The sequence below is a fragment of the Aestuariimicrobium sp. Y1814 genome, from assembly GCF_050113895.1.
Lineage (GTDB): Bacteria > Actinomycetota > Actinomycetes > Propionibacteriales > Propionibacteriaceae > Aestuariimicrobium.
This window is the reverse complement of record NZ_JBNJRW010000009.1, coordinates 121344-138745: the sequence shown is the minus strand read 5'-3', so window position 1 is coordinate 138745 and position 17402 is coordinate 121344. Positions and strand designations below refer to the sequence as shown.

Below are 17402 nucleotides of genomic sequence, written 5' to 3'. Positions count from 1 at the left end.
CGTCAGGAGGCTGTTGAGTCGGCCGTGTAGGTCGGGGTTGTAGGGCGTGTGGTCGTGCCAGCAGCGCCACAGGATCCTGGTCCAGTTTTGGGCCAGGATTCTTGCTGCGTGGGGGTGTCGGCAGCCGCGGGCTCGGGCGCGGTCGTAGGTGTCGCGTGCCCAGGCGTTCGCGCGGGGCGTGTCTTGGGCCCAGTCGACCAGTGCTGCCCGGAGTTGTTTGTTGCAGCCGCGTCGGTAGGCGACGTTGAGGTGCTTGCCGGACTGCCTGGTCGATGGTGCGACGCCGGCGGCTGCGGCGAGTGCTGGGGGGTCGGGGAACCTGGCCCGGCAGTCGCCGATCTCGGCCAGCAGGGTGGCTGCGCGGACGGTCCCGGCGCGGGGCAGGGACTGGAAGATCGGGCCGTCGGGGTGAGCCAGGAGTGCTTCCTTGATCCGGGCCTCGAGCCGGGCTTGTTCATCACGCAGGGTGGCGAGCAGATCAACGAGGGTCAGCACGATGACCTCGCTGGCTTCGGCTGCCGCGCCGCTGACGCGGCCGGTCGCAGCTTCGTGCAGGTGGTCGACCAGCCGGGTCGGGGTGTGGCGGCCGCAGTATGCGTTGGCCTTGAGCCAGTGCGCCATCCGCAGCTCGCTGAGCCAGGCTGCTTTGGCTTCGCTGGGGAATCGGCGCAGGAACGCCAGGCTGATGGGGATGTCGAGCTGGCTGAACAGGCCGATCGCGCCGGGGAAGTTGTGCTGCAGCACTGCGAGCAGTTGGTTGTGCACGGCGATCCGGTGATCGATCAGATCGTGGCGGGCGCGCACCAGCATCCGCAGCGCGATCGTCTGTTCGCTGTCTGGTTGCACGATCGCCCAGCGACCGGCGTCGGTGCGCAACGCGTCGGCCAGCACGAACGCGTCGAACCGGTCGTCCTTGTTCCCCGCGGAGCCGTAGCGGGCACGCAGTGACTTCACCTGCCGTGCACTGATCACGACGACTTCGAACCCGTCGCGGATCAGGTGCTCGACCACCGGTCCGTCGCCGCGCTCGATCCCGATCCGTTCCACGCCATGGCGACGCAGCAGGGTGGTGATCTTGGTCAACCCGGGCCGTGTGTGCGGCACGGTTGCTTCCTCGATGCGCTGTCCGTCGTCGTCGACGATGCACAGCGCGTGGTGCTGCCAGGACCAGTCGATCCCGGCGTAGGTGGGCGTAGCCTCAATCATGAGAGTGCTCCTTCCGTCAGCCCACGGATTCAGCACTCCGGTCCGGGACGTGACGGTCGGTCGCTCACTGAGGCGCTCCGGGACCTTGCCGGGTCCTTGGCGCATAGCCCTATGGCCGATCTGCGCGTCCCGGGCCACCGAGCCCTGCAACTCTCAGCCAGGTCGTCCCCGAAGGGCGACTCGCTCAGCCTGGCAGTGGCCCGATGGACCCGGGGTGCAGACAAGACGATTCGCCTCGTCCACCCCAATGGTCAACCAGTGAGCGCTCAGCTCGCCCGCACCGCCTGCTTGATCTGGGCGATCAGGGGCGGACGAACACTCAACTCGACCACACCCATCTCGACCAGGGTGGCGGTCAGCGCCGGCTTGGAGGCCAGGTCACCGCAGACGGCGACCGGGACCCCGGGCAGCCGCTCGCAGGTCAGCCGCATCAGCTCGAGCACCCCGGCCGAGTCGGACTTGGCCAGGCCCGCCACCACACCATTGGACCGGTCGGTCGCGGTCGTGTACTGGGTCAGGTCGTTGGTGCCGATGCTGACGAAGTCGGCCAGCCCGGCGAACTCGGCGGCCCGCAGCGCGGCGGCCGGCACCTCGACCATCATCCCGATCGGGAACCGTTCGACGCCCACCTCGTCGATCACCTGTAGCGCGACCTCGCGGGCCCACTGCATCTCTTCGGGTTCGGTGACCATCGGGAACATCACCCGCACCGGCACTACCTTGCTGGCCAGGGCAATGCCGCGCAGCTGCTCGGCGAAGAAGTCCGGCACCCGGCGCATCGTCCGCAGCCCCCGCTCACCGAGGAACGGGTTGAGTTCCTTGTCCTGCTTCAGGTAGGGCAGCGGCTTGTCGCCACCGACATCCCAGGTGCGGATCGTGATCGGGTGCGGCGCCATGGCCTGGCCGATCTGGATGAACACCGCCGCCTGCTCCTCAGCGGTGGGGGCCGTGTGCTGGTGGCCGAACAGCAGCTCGGTGCGCACCAGCCCGGAGCCCTCGGCGCCGCCGGCGGCACCACGCAGGGCGTCCTCGAGGGAGCCGACATTGGCCTCGACGGTGATCTTCTTCCCGGCGCTGGTCAGCGCCGGGTCGTGGGCCAGTTCGGCCGCCCGGGCCTCCTCGGCCTCCCGCGCCTCGGCCCGGCGGGCGATCTCGGCGATGGTGGCATCGTCGGGGTTGCACCACAGCTCCCCGCCGACCGGGTCGAAGGCGACCTGCTGGCCGGTCTCGAGTGAGGCGGCATCGGCTCGTCCGGTCAGCACCGGGATGCCGCGGCCGGTCGCGATGATCACCCCGTGACCGGTGGCGCCGCCGGTGGTGGTCACCACCCCGAGGCAGGCGGCCGGGTCGAGCTGGGCGGCGGTGGCCGCGTCGAGTTCGGGGACGACCAGGACGTGCTCACCGGTGGGCAGGGCCTCGGGCTTGAGGCCCATCAGCTCGGCCAGCAGCAGCCGGCGCAGCGAACGTACGTCCTGGGCGCGTTCGGCCTGGTACGGGTCGTCGAGGCCGGCGAACTCCTCGGCGATGCGGGTGAAGACCTCGTCGACCGAGGTGGTGGCCGGGCGGCCCGACATCATGTCGTCGGTCATGGCATCGACCAGCGAGGGGTCGTCCAGCAGCTGGGCCTGCATCATCAGGATGTCGTCGGCGCCGCTGAGGCGTGACTGGACGACGCTGACCGCGGTGCGCAGCCGGGCCCGTTCGTCGGGGCTGGGCACATAGCCGGAGGTGTCGATCTCGGAGCCGGTGACGAAGACGGTGCCGAGCACGACCTGGCTGCCCGAGCGGACCGCGCCCTGCTCGGTGGGGGCGGTGGCCGCGGGTGCCGGGGCCGCGGCGGCCTGGTCGGAGACGTCCTCCCCGAAACCGGCCTCGGCCAGTCGGGTGATGTTGTCCAGGGCACGCGGGGCCTCGGGGCCGCTGACGCTGACCCGCAGCACGTCGTCCTTGCGCAGGCCCAGGGTGGCGATCTTCGACAAGCTGGTGCCCGGCACCGGGCCGGCGCCGGTGGTGGCGTTCGAGACCTGGACGACGGCATCGACATCACGCAGCGCCCGGACGAAGGCGGCAGCCGGGCGGGCGTGCAGGCCGTGCGGGTTGAGGATCGTCCACTCGAACTGCAGGGCGTTCGGGTCGTCGACGGACGTGTCCTCGAAGGCTGAGGGCGCCAGGCCGTCGGCGATCGCGTCGGCGCCGAGGATGTGCTCCTGCTTGGCCTGGCAACCGGCCGCGGCCTCGGCAGCCACCTCACCCAGGTCGGCGCCGGAGGCAGCGGTCACCATGGCGGCGACCAGCCCCTCCACCAGCGGGGCGGGGCTCAGCATGGTGCGCTCGGCGAGGTCGGGGTCGACGAACTCCTTGGCCATCTCGGCGCTGAGGATGGCGCTGCCCAGGTCGAGCATGACCAGCACGCCGTCGGGGGAGTCGACCTCGGTGATCGCCTCACTGATGGCGGCGGCGTCGGTGCCGAAGTCGCCGTCCTCGATGCCGGCGGCGATGGCCACCTTCGGGGGGTCGGGGGTCATTTCCGAGGCGAGCGCCAGTGCTGCCTCGGCCAGTGCCCGACTGTGGGACACGACGACGATGCCAATCATCAACTACTCCAACTGAGTGGTGACCCGTGGTGGATTCACCACGGTGCAGGGGTAAGGGGTGTGCAGGGGTGAGGGGTGTTGGGGTAAAGGCTATCGCCGTGACCCGGTTCGGCCGGTGGCGGCCCAGCGAATGACCGCCCGGTTCAGGCCTGGGGTTGCCACAGCGGCCAGAGCTTCTCGGCGGCACCGGGGGCGGCGACCATCATGCCCCCGCCGGCGGGGAACAGGTTGTCGTCGCCGTCGGAGTTGACCACCCGGGCACCGGCCTCATGGGCGATCAGCACCCCGGCCAGGTGGTCGATCGGGTGGAAGTCCTCGACGATGCCGGCGATGGTGTCCCCGGCGGCGATGCGGGCCATGGCCAGGGTGCCGGAGCCCATCAGGCGGGGGATCACGTGGCGTTCCCCGAGCCGGTCCAGGAATTCCGACTGCCCGGGGTGGAACACGTGCCCGGCGCTCTCGACCATCACCGCGCGGCCGGCCAGGTCGTTGACCCGCGCCAGCTGCAGCGGTCGTCCGTCCAGGGTGGCGCCCAGGCCGCGGGCGGCCAGGAAGACCTCACCGGTCCAGGGTTGGGCCACCACCGCGACCACGGGCTGCCCGTCGATCGCCAGGGCCAGGCTCAGTGCGGTCCAGGGCAGGTGGTTGCGCAGGTTGGCGGTGCCGTCGACCGGGTCGAGCCACCAGGTCGGTACGCCGTCGCGGGGTTGACCGCCGAACTCTTCACCGATGACCAGGTGGTCGGGCAGTTCGGCGGCGATCACGGCCCGGACCTGTTCCTCGACGGCCCGGTCGACCGCCGTCACGAGGTCGGCGGCATGCGCCTTGGTCTCGATGGTGCCCAGGGAGGCCGTGCGGGTGTAGCCGATGACCCACTCGGCGATCTGGCGGGCCACCACGAGCCACCGGGCCCAATCGCCGCCCAGCCCGAGTCGTTCGTCGAGGCGCTCCACACCGGCCCAGGCCAGCGCCAGCGGGCTGTACCCCGTGGTCGCAAGTTGGTGCAGCAGCCGCGGACGAGTCGTGACGACCTGGTCGGCCCCGACGTCGATGGCCCAGCTCAGCTGTTCGGCGTCCGAGGGGGTGCTGACGAGCACCTGGGTGCCCAGCGCACGGGCGCGTTCGACGAGCCCGGGGCTGAGCAGGGCGAAGTCGATGTCGATGCTCTCGGGGGCCAGCTCGGCGATCAGCTGTTCGGGCAGGTCACCGCCGTCGTGGGGCAGGTGGAGGCGCGCCTCGGGGTCCAGGCTGCGGATGGTGGTGACCGCGGCCAGGTCACCGCGCCAACTGACATCGAGGGAGCCGGCGGCGGGGTGGTCGCGCACCGTCGTCCAGGCCCGCTGCGCGTCGGCGGCGGGAGTGCGCACGACCAGCGCGGGGCCCTCGGGGGCCTCGGCGAGCAGGTCGAGCACCTGGGCCAGCGTGGGAATGCGGGTGCCCTCCACCCCGAGACCGGCCAACTGTTCGGCCGACTGGTCGGCGACCGCAGCCGGGTGCCCCCACAGCCTCAGCGTGGTCGCATCGCGGATGACCATGGTGGTGCCGTCGCGGCTGGTGCGCACGTCGACCTGGACATCGGTCGCCCCGGCACCCACGGCGGCAGCCACCGCCCCCAGCGTGTTCTCACGGGCCGACTCGGCATCACCCCCGGCGGCGATGATGCGGACGGCGGTGGTGGACTCGGGGGCAGCGACATTGGCGGACACGCCGTCATCGTAGCGAGGCCCCCGCAGTGGTCACTGGGTGAGCATGCGGTTCAGCAGTTCGGTGGCCCGGACGAGGACCTCTCGTTCCTCGTCGGTGCAGGCGATCACGCGGCTGGTCATCCAGGTGTCCCGGCTGGTGCGGATCCGCTCGACCATGGCATGGCCCTCGGGGGTGAGGCTGCAGATGCTCTTGCGGCGGTCGTCCGGGGAGACCTCACGCCGGATCAGGCCCAGGGCCTCGAGTTCGCCGATGGTGCGCGACATGCTCGGCGCGCTGACCGACTCGGCCTCGGCCAGCTCTGCGGCGGTGCAGGGCCGGTGGTTGACGTGGGACAGCACCGCCACCAGGTGGGGAGCCATGTGGGTCGCCTCGTAACGCACCTTGCGGGTGATTCGCATGCAGGCGGCACGCAGCTCGTGGGCGACTTGCGCAACGGTCGGTTCGGTGCTGGTCGGCATGGGGTCCTCGGTGCTTACTTCGGGCTCCCGATGAGTCGGGAGTGACTCTCAACGAGGTCAAGGGTATGTGCTCGACCCGGCCCGGGCCAGTGCGGGGGGTGGCACACAGGGAGTCCCTTCGCAGGAAACAAGTAGCCAGCGGCCCGAAATCGGCGTTTTGCCAGCAGTGGAGGCTGCTGGCTACTTTGTTTGTCACACGCACAGCGAAGAATCGACTCAGAACAGGCTCGACAGGGCGATCCCGGCCAGCAGGCCCAGCCCCATCCGCAGCTCCGAGACGCCGGTGGTCTTGAGTACCGGGACGAGCCCGTGACCGGTGGCGCCGGAGGTCACCACCTGCACGGCCTGGACACTGGTGGGCACCATCAGCAGCCCCAGCAGCGCCCACCAACTGGTCAGCGCGGCGACCACGACCACACTCAGCATGGCGACCACCATGAGCGCCACGTAGAACCGTCGGGTGCCCACCTCGCCCAGGCGGGTGGCCAGGGTCTTCTTGCCGGCCTCGATGTCTGTGGGGATGTCGCGCAGGTTGTTGGCCACCAGCAGCGCGCAGGCCACGGCCCCGATGCCGACGGCGGCGACCACGGCCTCCGCGGTCAGCCCGCCGGTGAGGATGTAGTGGGTGCCGCAGACCGCGACCAGGCCGAAGAAGATGAACACGAAGACCTCGCCGAGGCCGAGGTAGCCGTAGGGATTCTTGCCGCCGGTGTAGAACCAGGCCGCCAGCACGCAGGCGACCCCCACCGCCAGCAGCCACCACGCCTGGGTGATCAGCACGATTACCAGCCCGGCCACCGCGGCCACCCCGAAACAGGTGAACGCGGCGCGCTTCACGGCCTGCGGTGTGGCTGCCTTCGACCCGACCAACCGCATCGGGCCGACCCGGTCGTCGTCGGTGCCGCGGATGCCGTCGGAGTAGTCGTTGGCGTAGTTCACCCCGACCTGGAGGGCCAACGCCACGACCGCGGCCAACACGGCCAGCAGCAGGTGTCGCCCGCCCAGCTCGCCGAGCAGGTGCCAGGCGGTGGCGATGCCCGCCATCACCGGGGCGGTGGCCGCGGGCAGGGTGCGAGGGCGGGCGCCTTCGACCCATTGCTGCCTGGTGGCCACGGTTCCTCCTGCTGCTGTTGCTGCGCTGCTGTTGCTGGGGCTGCTCAGGCCCGGTCGGCGGTGATGCTCGCGGCCAGGGCCCGTCGGTCGATCTTGCCAGAGGCGGTCCGGGGCAGGCGAACCACGGTGACGACCTGTCGGGGCAGGGCCTCGCGTCCCAACCCGGTCGCGGCCAGCCGGTCACGCCAGCCGGCCAGGTCAGCCTCGTCGGAGTCGGTGACCAGCACGATGCGGGTGCCCCACTCGGGGTCGGGCACCCCCAGCACCACGTGCTGGTGGCCGGCCCCCGGGTCGGGGTCGGCCAACCCCAGGCGGCGCTGCACCTCGGCCAGGTCGACATTGACCCCGCCGCTGATCACCACGTCGTCGATGCGCCCGCTGATGCGCAGCCTGCCGTCGACCAGCTCGCCGCGGTCCCGGGTCAGCAGCCTGCCCCCGGCCAGGGTCTCGGCGGTCAGTTCGGGGGCCAGCCGGTAGCCGCTGAACAGCATGGGCCCAGCAATGCTGATCCGGCCCGTCGCGGGGTCGAGCTGCACGTCAACGCCGTCCAACGCCAGCCCGTCGTAGACGCAGCCGCCGCTGGTCTCGCTCATGCCGTAGGTGGTCACCACGCTGATCCCGGCGGCCCGGGCGCGCGCCAGCAGGTCCGCCCCGGCCGGGGCCCCGCCCAGCAGGACGGCATCGAAGCCGGCCAGCCGTGCGGTGGTGCCGGGGTCGTCCAGTGCACGGTGCAAGTGGGTGGGGACGATCGACAGCGCGCGGGGTTCGTCGAGGTCGGCGGGTGGCAGGTCGGACAGGTCGCCGGCCGTGCTGACCGGGGTGGTGCCCGCGTCCAGCGCCCGGACCAGCACCATCATCCCGGCGACGTAGTGCCGGGGCAGGGGTGAGTACCAGCGCATCGGCCCGCCCAGACGCACGCGGGTGGCGGCGGCCGAGGCCAGCAGTGCGGCGGCCGGGAGCACCACACCCTTGGGGGTGCCGGTCGAGCCCGAGGTGGTCACGATGACCGCCGCTCCCGGTTCGGTGACCGGTTCACCCGGCTGCAGGGGGGCCGCATCGTCCGGGCTGGTGACCGGCAGCAGGACGGCCCGCCCGGCCAGCGCGTCCGGCAGCAGGTCCCACAGCTGGTCGGGTCGGCAGACGGTGGGAAGCACGGCCTCAGCGTAGCGACGAGGCCCCCCATCGGCGCACCGGCACGTCACCCCCGCTGTCGTGTGAACCCACCCGATAGGCTGGCAGCACCAGGTGAGGGGAGCGATTCATGGTCAGCCGTCGCACGAAGTGGGCGCTCGGGGCCGCGATCGTGGGTGCCGCCGCAGCGGCGGTCGCCAGTTCGGTCGACCAGGGCTCGCTGGCGCGCACGCTGCTGCCGATGCGCCGGCCACGCCACGACCTGGTCGGTTTCGGCGGCGACGTGGAGTTCCTGCGCTCGGCCGTGGCCCGCCACGAGTTCGGCACCTCGGCCGAGGAACGCCAGGCCTTCGACCAGGTGCTGACCGCCCGGCCGGTGCGCACCATCGACGAGCTGACCCTGGCCTGCTGCGAGGCACTGGCCGTCTTCGACAACGCCGCCACCACGGTGCTGATCACCCGGGCCCACCGCCTGCCGCTGCGGTTCGCCTGGATGCGGGACTCGCTCGTGGTCGCCAAGGCCGCCCCCGAGTACGAGCACCTGGCCGGGCAGCGGGTGCGCCTGATCGCCGGCGGCGCCCCCGACGTCAGCTGGCCGCTGTTCGCCCGCTACGTGGGTGGCGGTACCCCGGCCTGGCTGCGCAACCGCTCGGCGTGGTTCTTCAGCGTGCCCGAGGCGCTGCGGCAGGTGGGCCTGGGGGTGCACGGTGGCGTGGTCGCGCTGGAACTGGAGGCCGTCGACGGCACCATCAGCGAGGTGCGGCTGGCCGCCACCGACCAGCCCATGCCCGGTGGTCCGATGGCCGACTTCCGTGACCGTTTCCCCGGCGACGAGGGCCTGGGCACCCGCGGCTGGCGCACCGCACTGCTCGACCCGGGGGAGTCCCCCGAGGACGGTGACCAGCCGAGCCCGCTGTACCTGCAGCACTGGGACACCCTGCTGCGCACCTCCGAAGTGCCGCTGGCCAGCGGCGAGGGGGTCGCGCTGTACCTGAGGCTGATGGGCAACCCGGACGGGGACGACCCCGACCAGGAAGCCATCGACGAAGCCCTGGCGTTGGTCGAGGGCGGGGGGTATGCCCGCTACGTCGTCGACGTGCGCTACCACTCCGGCGGGGACTACCGGGCCAGCCTGCCGCTGGTGAAGGCCGTCTCACGGATGGCCCGCGCCGAGCACGTGCCGATCAAGGTGCTGGTCGGCCCCAACACCATCGGCGGTGGCCTGATCAGCGCCTCGCAGTACCTGGCCCACGCCCCAGAACGGACCACCGTGCTCGGCAATGATGTCGGCGACCGGCTGCGCAGCCGGGCCCAGGGTCGCACCATCGTGCTGCCGCACAGCCAGCTGGTCGTCCAGTTGTGCCACGACTGGCATGACCTGGGCAGCGAACCCAGCCCGTGGAGTGATGTCTGGCTGCCCGACAAGTTCCTGCTGCAGGGCATCGGCGAGTTCCGCCCCGATGTGGATGTGCAGAATTCCTGGCAGGACTACCTGGCCGGCCGCGACCGGTTGCTCGACGAGGCGCTCGCCTGATGGCCTCGGCACTCGAACTCGGGTCCGAACGCGTCACAGCTGTCGAGTGGATCGAGGACCTGGTCGTCTACGAGATCCCGATGACCACCAGGTTCCGCGGGATCACCGCCCGGCGCGGGATGGTGCTGCGCTCACCGCTCGGCTGGGTGGAATGGAGCCCCTTCGAAGAGTACGGGTTTGCCGAAGCCGCCCGCTGGTGGCAGGCCGCCGAGGCCGCCGCCACCCGGGGTTTCCCCGACCCGGTCCGTGACCGGGTGGAGGTCAATGTCACTGTGCCGGCGGAACCCGCCGAGGCGGCCCACGCCCGCGTCCGGGGTTCGGGCTGCCGCACCGCCAAGGTCAAGGTCGCCGAACCCAGCCAGGGCATGGCCGAAGACATCGCCCGCGTCGAGGCGGTGCGCGACGCCCTCGGGCCGGGGGGTCGACTGCGGCTGGACGCCAACGGGGCCTGGACGCCCAGCCAGTCGCTGACCATGATCAACGAACTGCGTCGCTTCGACCTGGAGTACGTCGAACAGCCCTGCCGCACCGTCGAGGAACTTGCCCGGCTGCGCCATGAACTGGCCCGCCGGGGTTGGCAGGTGCCGATCGCCGCCGACGAGTCCATCCGCCGTGCGGGTGACCCCGAGCGGGTCGCCGAACTGGGGGCCGCCGACATCGCGGTGATCAAGGTACAGCCGCTTGGTGGCGTGCAGGCCTGCCTCGACCTCGGCGAGCGGCTCGGGCTGCCGCTGGTGGTCTCCTCGGCGCTGGAAACCTCGATCGGGCTGCGGGCCGGGCTCGCGCTGGCAGCGGCCCTGCCCGACCTGCCGCACGCCTGCGGGCTGAACACCACCGCGCTGCTCGCCGCTGACCTCACCACCGCGTCATTGCGTGAGGTCGACGGGGCCATCGCGGTGTCAGAACTGGATGTGGACGCCGAGGCGCTCACCCGGTTCGCCGCCGATGAACGGGTGTCCAGCCGCTGGCTGGAACGCCTCGACGAGGTGCTGGCCCACCTGGCGGGGGAGGCCCGGTGAGCTCGGTCGAACTGGCCCGCACCGTGGTGGCGACCCTGCTGGCCCAGGGGGTGCGCCACGCCGTGCTCGCTCCCGGGTCGCGCAACGCCCCGCTCGCGCTGGCGCTGGCCACCGCTGAGCAGGCCGGCCAGCTGTCCCTGCACGTGCGACTGGACGAACGCAGCGCCGGCTTCATCGCGCTGGGACTGGCCCGGGCCACCGGTGGGGTGGTCGTGGTGGTGACCACCTCGGGCACGGCCGTCGGCAACCTGCTGCCAGCCGTGATGGAGGCCCACCACGCCGGCGTGCGGCTGCTGGTCCTCACGGCCGACCGGCCTTCATCCATGATCAACTCCGGCGCGAACCAGACCACCCGGCAGGACCGACTGCTGAGCAGCCACGCCCTGGACTGCGTCCGGGTCGCCGCCCAGTCGGGTGGTGTCGAGGACTGGCGCCACCAACTGCGCCGCGCGGTGCTGCTCGCCTCCGGGCTGCGCAGCCGCCGGCCCGGGCCCGTCCAGGTGAACCTGGAGTTCGAGGCCCCGCTGGTCGGCCCGGAACTGCTGGAGCCGGTGGCCCCAGCTCCGGCGCTCGAGACGGCCGCCGGCTCGCCCGCCCAGCCGGTGGAACTGGCCCCGGGGCCGCGGACCGTGGTCATCGCCGGCGACGCCCGCCGCGAGGTCGGCAACCGGGCCGTGGCCTTCGCCGAGCAGGCCGGGGTGCCGCTGCTGGCCGAACCCTCGAGCAACGCCCGCCGCGGGCCGAACGCCATCGCCGCCTACCGGCTGCTGCTGTCGGAACTGGCAGACGACATCGAACGGGTGGTCGTCTTCGGCCACCCCACCCTTTCACGGTCGGTCAGCGCCCTGCTCGCCCGCCAGGACACCAAGTTGATCATGGTCGCCGACGGAGCCGACTGGATCGACCCCGGACACGCCGCCGCGTCCGTCGTTGATGCCGTCAGCACACCGGGCCCCGGCCCGGCGGACTGGCTGGAGCGCTGGCAGCAGGCCGACCGGAAGGCCACGGCCGACCTGGACCGTGCCCTCGCTGCGGCCGAGCCCGGGGGAAGTGACGGTGAGCCCGCCGGCGCCCTGTCGCCCCGCCTGGCCGCGCGCACGCTGTGGTCGGCCCTGGCGTCAGCGCCGGGGGGCGAGGGGCTGGTCATGCTGGGCTCGTCCAACCCCGTCCGGGACGCCGAGCTGGCGCCGATCATGGAATCGGGGCCCGAGGTGCACGCCAACCGGGGCCTGGCCGGCATCGACGGCACGATCAGCACCGGCCTCGGGCTGGCACTCGGCTCCGGTCGTCCGGTCACCGTGGTCGTCGGCGACCTCACCTACCTGCACGACGTCAGCGCGCTGGGCATCGGTGACCTGGAACGCCGGCCCGACCTGCGGGTCGTGGTGCTGGACGACCATGGTGGGTCGATCTTCCACGGCCTGGAACAGGGGGCTGAGGCCTACGCCCAGCACTTCGAACGCGTCTTCGCCACCCCGCAACGGGTCGACCTGGCGGCGGTGGCCTCCGGCTTCGGTGCCCGGGTCGTGCAGGCCGACACGGCCGATGAACTTGCCGCGGCCCTGGCCACGGCACCCCGGGGCATCGAGGTCGTGATCGTCAAGGTTGACCGCAGCGGGCGTCGCCGCTGACCAGACGTCCGCCGCGCCCGAACCGGTCCAGTTGCCGGGTCAGCCGCCGGCGCCGTGGCTGGCTCGCAGCCAGGCCCGTAGCGCATGGGTGGCCCGCACGTCGTCCTCGTTGTAGGCCAGCACCCGCTGCTGGGCTGCCTCCCGATCCTCGGGTTGGAGCGCGGGGTTGATGGCATCGGCGAACCAGCGCTGGGAGTTCAACCCGCCGGGTTCGTCATCGCGCCACTCGAAGCCGGCGCCTTCGTGGGCGACGACCTTCAGGCCGAGGCCCTGCACCCCGAAGAAGTGGTCGGCCACCACGGTGTACAGGTCGACCCATTCCTGGGACACCCGCTGGTGGGCGCGCCGCAGCAGCCCGTCGCCTGATTTGTCGACGTCGGCGAGTTCGCGCAGGTGGCGTGACTCGTAGTCGGAGTAGTGGTAGACCCTGACCCGGCGCCCGGACGCGAAGTAGTGCTCCAGGAACCCCATTGCCTCACGGGCCAGGTCGACCTGGTCGGTGGTGCTCAACTGCCCCCAGCGGACGAACGCGTGGTAGGTCGGCGGCAGGCCGTCGGCGCTGACCAGCAGACCCCACAGGTAGACCTCGTCGTCGCCGGAGGTCTCGATGTCCAGGTCGATCTCGATGTCGCCGCCGGGCAGGGTGATGGCATCGTCACCGACCCGGCTCAAGGTCACCCCGTCACGCATCATCCGGGCCCGCTGGGCCGCGGTGACCAGCCGCTGGTCGGCCTGGCTGCGGTGGGCGACCTCGGGCAGGTAGCGCGGCAGCAACTCGTCCAGGTCGGCCTCGGCCAGGTCGTCGAGGGTTGAGATGCCCAGCTTGCGCAGCACGCTGATCTCGCGCACGTCCAGCGGGGTCTTGGTGATCCGCAGGCTCAGGTCGTCGGCATCGAGCAGCGGCTCGCAGCGCTGCCACCACGGGCACGACGCGCATTCGCGCACCACGATCGGGGTGACCCGCGGGTGGTACTCCTCGCCGGCCCGGTGCGCCTGCGCGGTCTCGGCGACGGCCAACCGGAACCCAAACTCATGGTCGTAGCGCTCGATCGCCGACCGCAACCGCCAGTGCTTCTCGGCGGTGCGCGAGAAGGTGCGCAGGAAGCGGTGCCGCAGGTCGACGAAGACGATGCCGTGGTCCCTGGCCCGCTCGTCCTCCAGGCCGATCAGCTGGTCGGTGCCGATCAGGGCGGCCACCTCGCGTTCGGCCGCCCAGCCCAGGGACTGCAGCGCCCGCACGTAGTGCGACATCTGGATCAGCTCGGCCTCCCGTGAGGTGCGGAAGGAATGGTCGGCCAGTGGCTGCAGGGCTGCGGCGAAGGGTTCCTCCAGGGGAGTGGTCCAGCAGAACACCTCGGCGGGACGACGCCGTTCGACCAGCAGCTTCCGCTTCACCTGCACGGGGTGGTAACCGGGCCCCCCGTCGGGGCGGTCCTGCCCCCGGACGAGTGCGTCCGGGTTGCCGCGGCGCCGGCCCTCGAGGTCGAGCGGCAGCCGTGGGGCGACGATCACCGCGACACCGGCCTCGACCGCGGCCCGGGTCGCCTCGGCGCGGTCGTCGCGGCCACGCAGGTCGAGGGCACCCTCGGCGGTGGCCAGTCGGCCCATTACCTGGTCCTTGTACTCCTGGGAGCCGGCGAAAATCTCCTGCAGCTCGGCGTCGGCGCCCTCACCGGGGGCGTCGATCGTCGGGTCGAACTGGTTCTGCGTCTTGACCGGGCAACTGCGCGCGGCGTACGCGTCGAGCAGGATCATTCGCCACTGTGGGGATCGGGCCCGGCTTTCCAGGCGCGGTGCATGGCCACGATGCCGCCGGTCAGGTTCAACCAGCCCACTGCCTGCCAGCCGGCCTGTGACATCAGGTCGGCCAGCCCACGCTGGTTCGGCCAGGCCCGGATCGACTCGGTCAGGTAGGCATAGGCCGGGCTGTTGCTGGCGAAGCCCTTGGACAGGGTCGGGATCACCGTGTTCAACACGAAGCCGTAGGCGGTGCGGAACCACGTGTTGGTCGGGGTGGAGAACTCGGCGATCACGATCTGGCCGCCGGGCCTGGTCACCCGCAGCAGTTCCCGCAGCCCGCCGACGGTGTCCTCGATGTTGCGCAGGCCGTAGCTGATGGTGACCACGTCGAAGGAGTCGTCGGCATAGGGCAGGCTCAGCCCGTCACCGGCGATGAAGTTCAGCCCGGGCAGCCGCTGCTTGCCGACCCGCAGCATGCCCAGGCTCATGTCGGTGGGGAAGACGTGGGCCCCGGCGGCGGCCAGCGGGGCCGACGAGGCGCCGGTGCCGGCGGCCAGGTCGAGGATCTTCATGCCCGGCCGCGGGTCGATCGCCTCGAGCACGTCCTGGCGCCAGCGCTCGACCACCCCGAAGGTCATCAGCGAGTTCATCAGGTCGTAGCGGGTGGCCACCGAGTCGAACATGGCGGCCACATCGGCGCGACGCTTGGCAAGGGTGGCGCGGGTCTGGGACATGTTCCCTAGCTTCCCACACGCCACCGACACCGACGACCGGCTGCAGCGCCCACCCGCCGGTGTCGGACCATCTTGGCCGATGGGGAACAATGGGCGCCATGGCCAAAGCGAAAACCGTCCTCCACGTCGACAACCTCGTCAAGAAGTTCGGGGACCACACCATCGTCGACAAGTTCAGCCTCACCATCGGTGAGGGCGAGGCGGTCGCACTGACCGGGCGCAACGGCGCCGGCAAGTCGACGATCCTGCGCTGCATCATCGGCGCCGACCGGCCCACCGAGGGCACGGTCGAGGTGCTGGGCATGAAGGTGTCGGAATCCAACCCCGAGATCCGTCGCAACGTGGCCACCGTGATCGACGACCTCGACTTCTTCCCTGACCTGTCGGTGGTCGAGCACCTTGACCTGCTCGCCCGCGCCCACGGCCTGGACGACGTCGACGAGCTCGTCGACGAGGTCCTCGAAGAGGTGCAGTTGGTGCCGCAGTCGGGCCAGTTGCCGGGCACCCTGTCGTCCGGCCAGCGCCGCCGACTGGCGCTGGCCACCGCGCTGGTACGCCCGCGCAAGCTGCTCGTCCTCGACGAGCCCGAGCAGCGCCTCGACGTCGAGGGCGTGGCCTGGCTGGGCAAGCGGCTCGCCGTCGAGAAGCAGAACGGGCTCGCGATCCTGATGGCCTCCCACGAACCGACGCTGGTGGAGGCGCTCAACGCCCGCACGGTCCAGGTGGGCACCCGATGAGCCAGGCCAGGCGCAACAAGCAGGTCGGGCGCGCCGCCCAAAAGGCCCAGAAGGCGCAGGCCGCCCAGACCGCCGCCCAGCAGGCCGCCGAACCCGAGACCGAACCGGTCCCCGAGCCGGAACTCGTGCTGGCCCACGACGTGAACACCCTCGAACAGCACGTCGTCGACGAGCGGGCCCTGCTGAACCTGATGGAGGACTGGCGCAAGGGCCGCGCGACCAAGAACCTGTGGCAGGCCCTCAGCGACGCCTATGTCGCGGTCTTCGCCACCGTGATGATCGTGGCGATGGTGGTCAGCTCACTGGTGCGCGCCCAGTCGCTGGCCGCCGACTGCAGCACCGATGCCTGCACCTCCGGACGAGGGCTGCTGCCCTGGGCGGCCATGTTCGGTGTGCTCGCCTTCACCCTCGCCCTGGCCCGGATCTTCGGGCCCGTGCTGGCCTCGGCCGCCGAGGGCTTCTGGTTGATGGAGGCCCCGCTGTCGCGGCGCCGGCTGCTGGGTCGACGCCTGCTCGCCGCCGTGCTGGTGGCGCTGCTCGCCGGCGCCGCCCTGGGTGCCCTGGTGGCCACCCTGACCGGCTCGGGCGGCATGGTCATCGTCGCCTGGGCACTCGCCTGTGGGCTGGGGGCTGCCGGGTTGACCGCTCTGGCCGCCGCCGAACAGGGCATCGAACGCACGTGGCTGGTCACTCTCGTCCAGGCCGTGATGGGGCTGGCCGCGATCGCGGCCCTGCTGCTGGTGGTGGGCACCGCCGCCGGCTGGATCCACCCGGTGCTGGGCCGTGACTTCACCGAGCAGATGGCCTTCGTGGTCGCCGGCCTCGGGCTGCTGCTGCTCATCGTCGCCGGTGCGCTGGCCGTGCACCGCCTCGACCACATCCGCCGCGCCCGGCTGGTCGCCGGCGGCAACCTGGTCAGCGGCATGCAGGGCGCTGCCTTCGCCCTCGACTTCGCCCTGATGCGCGACATCCTGGTCACCCGCGAGGCCAACGAACGCGGCCACGTGAAGCCCACCCGCGGCCGTTCCAAGGGGCTGCAGGCGCTGGTCATGCGCGACGTGCAGCGCCTGTACCGCTTCCCCAAGCCGCTGTTCGCGCTGCTGGCCAGCGCCGTGGTGCCCTACGCCGTCCAGGCCCTCGGGCTGGGACGACTGGTCATCCCCATCTCGGCGATCGTGCTGATGGCCTCACTGATCCCGTTCTTCAACACCCTGCGGGTGCTCTCGCGCAGCCGCGGCCTGGCCCGCATGCTGCCGTTCACCACCGGCCAGATCCGCACAGCCGCCTCGGTGGTGCCGGCAGTGCTGGCGCTGCTGTGGGCGGTGCTGATCACCCCGGCGATGATGGGTGTGGCCGATGCCCCGATGATCGGCGGCGACCCGATCGAGACCGCGATGATCGCCGTGGTGACCGCCGCGGCCGGGTTCATCGGCGCCATCCGCTGGGTGAGCGCGAAGCCGGCCAACTACCAGGCCCCGATGATGGCCACCGAGATGGGTGCGATGCCCCCGGGCATGCTGTTCAACCTGATCCGCGGCTTCGACATGATCGCGATCATCACCCTGCCGGCCCTTCTGGGCTGGTCGGTGTGGATCAGCATCGTGCTGGCGGTGATCTGCTTCAGCGTGCTGCGCATGGGTGGCATCGACCAGGAGGAACTGGCCGCCATGCAGGAAGAGAACCGCCGCCAGATGGAGCAGGCCAGGACCACCACCAAGGGCGGCAAGCCCGCGGCGCCCGCATCCTCCAAGGAGAAGATCAAGGTCACCCGCGGCCGTTGAGCCCACGGGTGGTCCCG

13 protein-coding genes and 1 pseudogene are annotated in these 17402 nt (G+C 71.4%); 5 read left to right on the top strand and 9 right to left on the bottom strand.

Annotation, left to right across the window (positions count from 1 at the left end; genetic code table 11):
* From ACQE3C_RS11580 to ACQE3C_RS11550, 7 genes and pseudogenes are all read right to left on the bottom strand, one after another.
* On the bottom strand, positions 1 to 1206 hold a 1206-nt coding region (locus tag ACQE3C_RS11580; protein WP_434538698.1), incomplete at its 3' end, for an IS110 family transposase.
* Positions 1207 to 1472: 266 nt separating this feature from the next.
* The gene (locus ACQE3C_RS11575) at positions 1473 to 3329 is read right to left on the bottom strand and encodes a putative PEP-binding protein (protein ID WP_434539339.1); all 1857 of its coding nucleotides are present in this window, start codon (positions 3327 to 3329) and stop codon (positions 1473 to 1475) included.
* 87 nt (positions 3330 to 3416) lie between these two features.
* Positions 3417 to 3800: pseudogene (gene dhaM, locus ACQE3C_RS11570) on the bottom strand (dihydroxyacetone kinase phosphoryl donor subunit DhaM); the annotation flags it as partial.
* 143 nt (positions 3801 to 3943) lie between these two features.
* A complete protein-coding gene (locus tag ACQE3C_RS11565; protein WP_434539327.1) occupies positions 3944 to 5506 on the bottom strand; it encodes an inositol monophosphatase family protein in 1563 nt (520 codons plus the stop codon).
* Positions 5507 to 5536: 30 nt separating this feature from the next.
* Positions 5537 to 5965 (bottom strand): MarR family winged helix-turn-helix transcriptional regulator, encoded by a 429-nt coding sequence (locus tag ACQE3C_RS11560; RefSeq protein ID WP_434539326.1) that lies wholly within the window; start codon positions 5963 to 5965, stop codon positions 5537 to 5539.
* Between the two features lie 216 nt (positions 5966 to 6181).
* Positions 6182 to 7078, bottom strand: coding sequence for a 1,4-dihydroxy-2-naphthoate polyprenyltransferase (locus ACQE3C_RS11555; protein WP_434539325.1), 897 nt, complete (start codon positions 7076 to 7078; stop codon positions 6182 to 6184).
* 44 nt (positions 7079 to 7122) lie between these two features.
* Positions 7123 to 8232: an AMP-binding protein gene (locus tag ACQE3C_RS11550; RefSeq protein ID WP_434539324.1), complete on the bottom strand. Its 1110-nt coding sequence runs from the start codon at positions 8230 to 8232 to the stop codon at positions 7123 to 7125.
* Positions 8233 to 8339: 107 nt separating this feature from the next.
* On the opposite strand from ACQE3C_RS11550, the gene ACQE3C_RS11545 reads away from it, so the two are divergent.
* Genes ACQE3C_RS11545 through menD form a run of 3 tightly spaced genes read left to right on the top strand, consistent with a single transcriptional unit; the run spans position 8340 to position 12393 of the window.
* Positions 8340 to 9743: a hypothetical protein gene (locus ACQE3C_RS11545; protein WP_434539323.1), complete on the top strand. Its 1404-nt coding sequence runs from the start codon at positions 8340 to 8342 to the stop codon at positions 9741 to 9743.
* A complete protein-coding gene (locus tag ACQE3C_RS11540) occupies positions 9743 to 10762 on the top strand; it encodes an o-succinylbenzoate synthase (RefSeq protein ID WP_434539322.1) in 1020 nt (339 codons plus the stop codon). The genes ACQE3C_RS11545 and ACQE3C_RS11540 overlap by 1 nt, the downstream gene beginning before the upstream one ends.
* The gene (gene menD, locus ACQE3C_RS11535; RefSeq protein WP_434539321.1) at positions 10759 to 12393 is read left to right on the top strand and encodes a 2-succinyl-5-enolpyruvyl-6-hydroxy-3-cyclohexene-1-carboxylic-acid synthase; all 1635 of its coding nucleotides are present in this window, start codon (positions 10759 to 10761) and stop codon (positions 12391 to 12393) included. The genes ACQE3C_RS11540 and menD overlap by 4 nt, the downstream gene beginning before the upstream one ends.
* Positions 12394 to 12432: 39 nt before the next feature.
* Here the strand turns inward: menD and ACQE3C_RS11530 are convergent, their stop codons facing one another.
* Both ACQE3C_RS11530 and ACQE3C_RS11525 read right to left on the bottom strand, forming a co-directional pair.
* Positions 12433 to 14148, bottom strand: coding sequence for a TM0106 family RecB-like putative nuclease (locus ACQE3C_RS11530; protein WP_434539320.1), 1716 nt, complete (start codon positions 14146 to 14148; stop codon positions 12433 to 12435).
* The gene (locus ACQE3C_RS11525) at positions 14145 to 14867 is read right to left on the bottom strand and encodes a demethylmenaquinone methyltransferase (protein WP_434539319.1); all 723 of its coding nucleotides are present in this window, start codon (positions 14865 to 14867) and stop codon (positions 14145 to 14147) included. Before ACQE3C_RS11525 ends, ACQE3C_RS11530 begins: the two co-directional genes overlap by 4 nt.
* 89 nt (positions 14868 to 14956) lie before the next feature.
* Here ACQE3C_RS11525 and ACQE3C_RS11520 point away from each other — a divergent pair, with 89 nt between their 5' ends.
* Together ACQE3C_RS11520 and ACQE3C_RS11515 are read left to right on the top strand one after the other, a co-directional pair.
* Positions 14957 to 15604: an ABC transporter ATP-binding protein gene (locus ACQE3C_RS11520; RefSeq protein WP_434539318.1), complete on the top strand. Its 648-nt coding sequence runs from the start codon at positions 14957 to 14959 to the stop codon at positions 15602 to 15604.
* On the top strand, positions 15601 to 17385 hold the full coding sequence (locus ACQE3C_RS11515; protein ID WP_434539317.1) for a DUF6297 family protein: 1785 nt from the start codon (positions 15601 to 15603) through the stop codon (positions 17383 to 17385). Before ACQE3C_RS11520 ends, ACQE3C_RS11515 begins: the two co-directional genes overlap by 4 nt.
* Positions 17386 to 17402 lie beyond the last annotated feature (17 nt).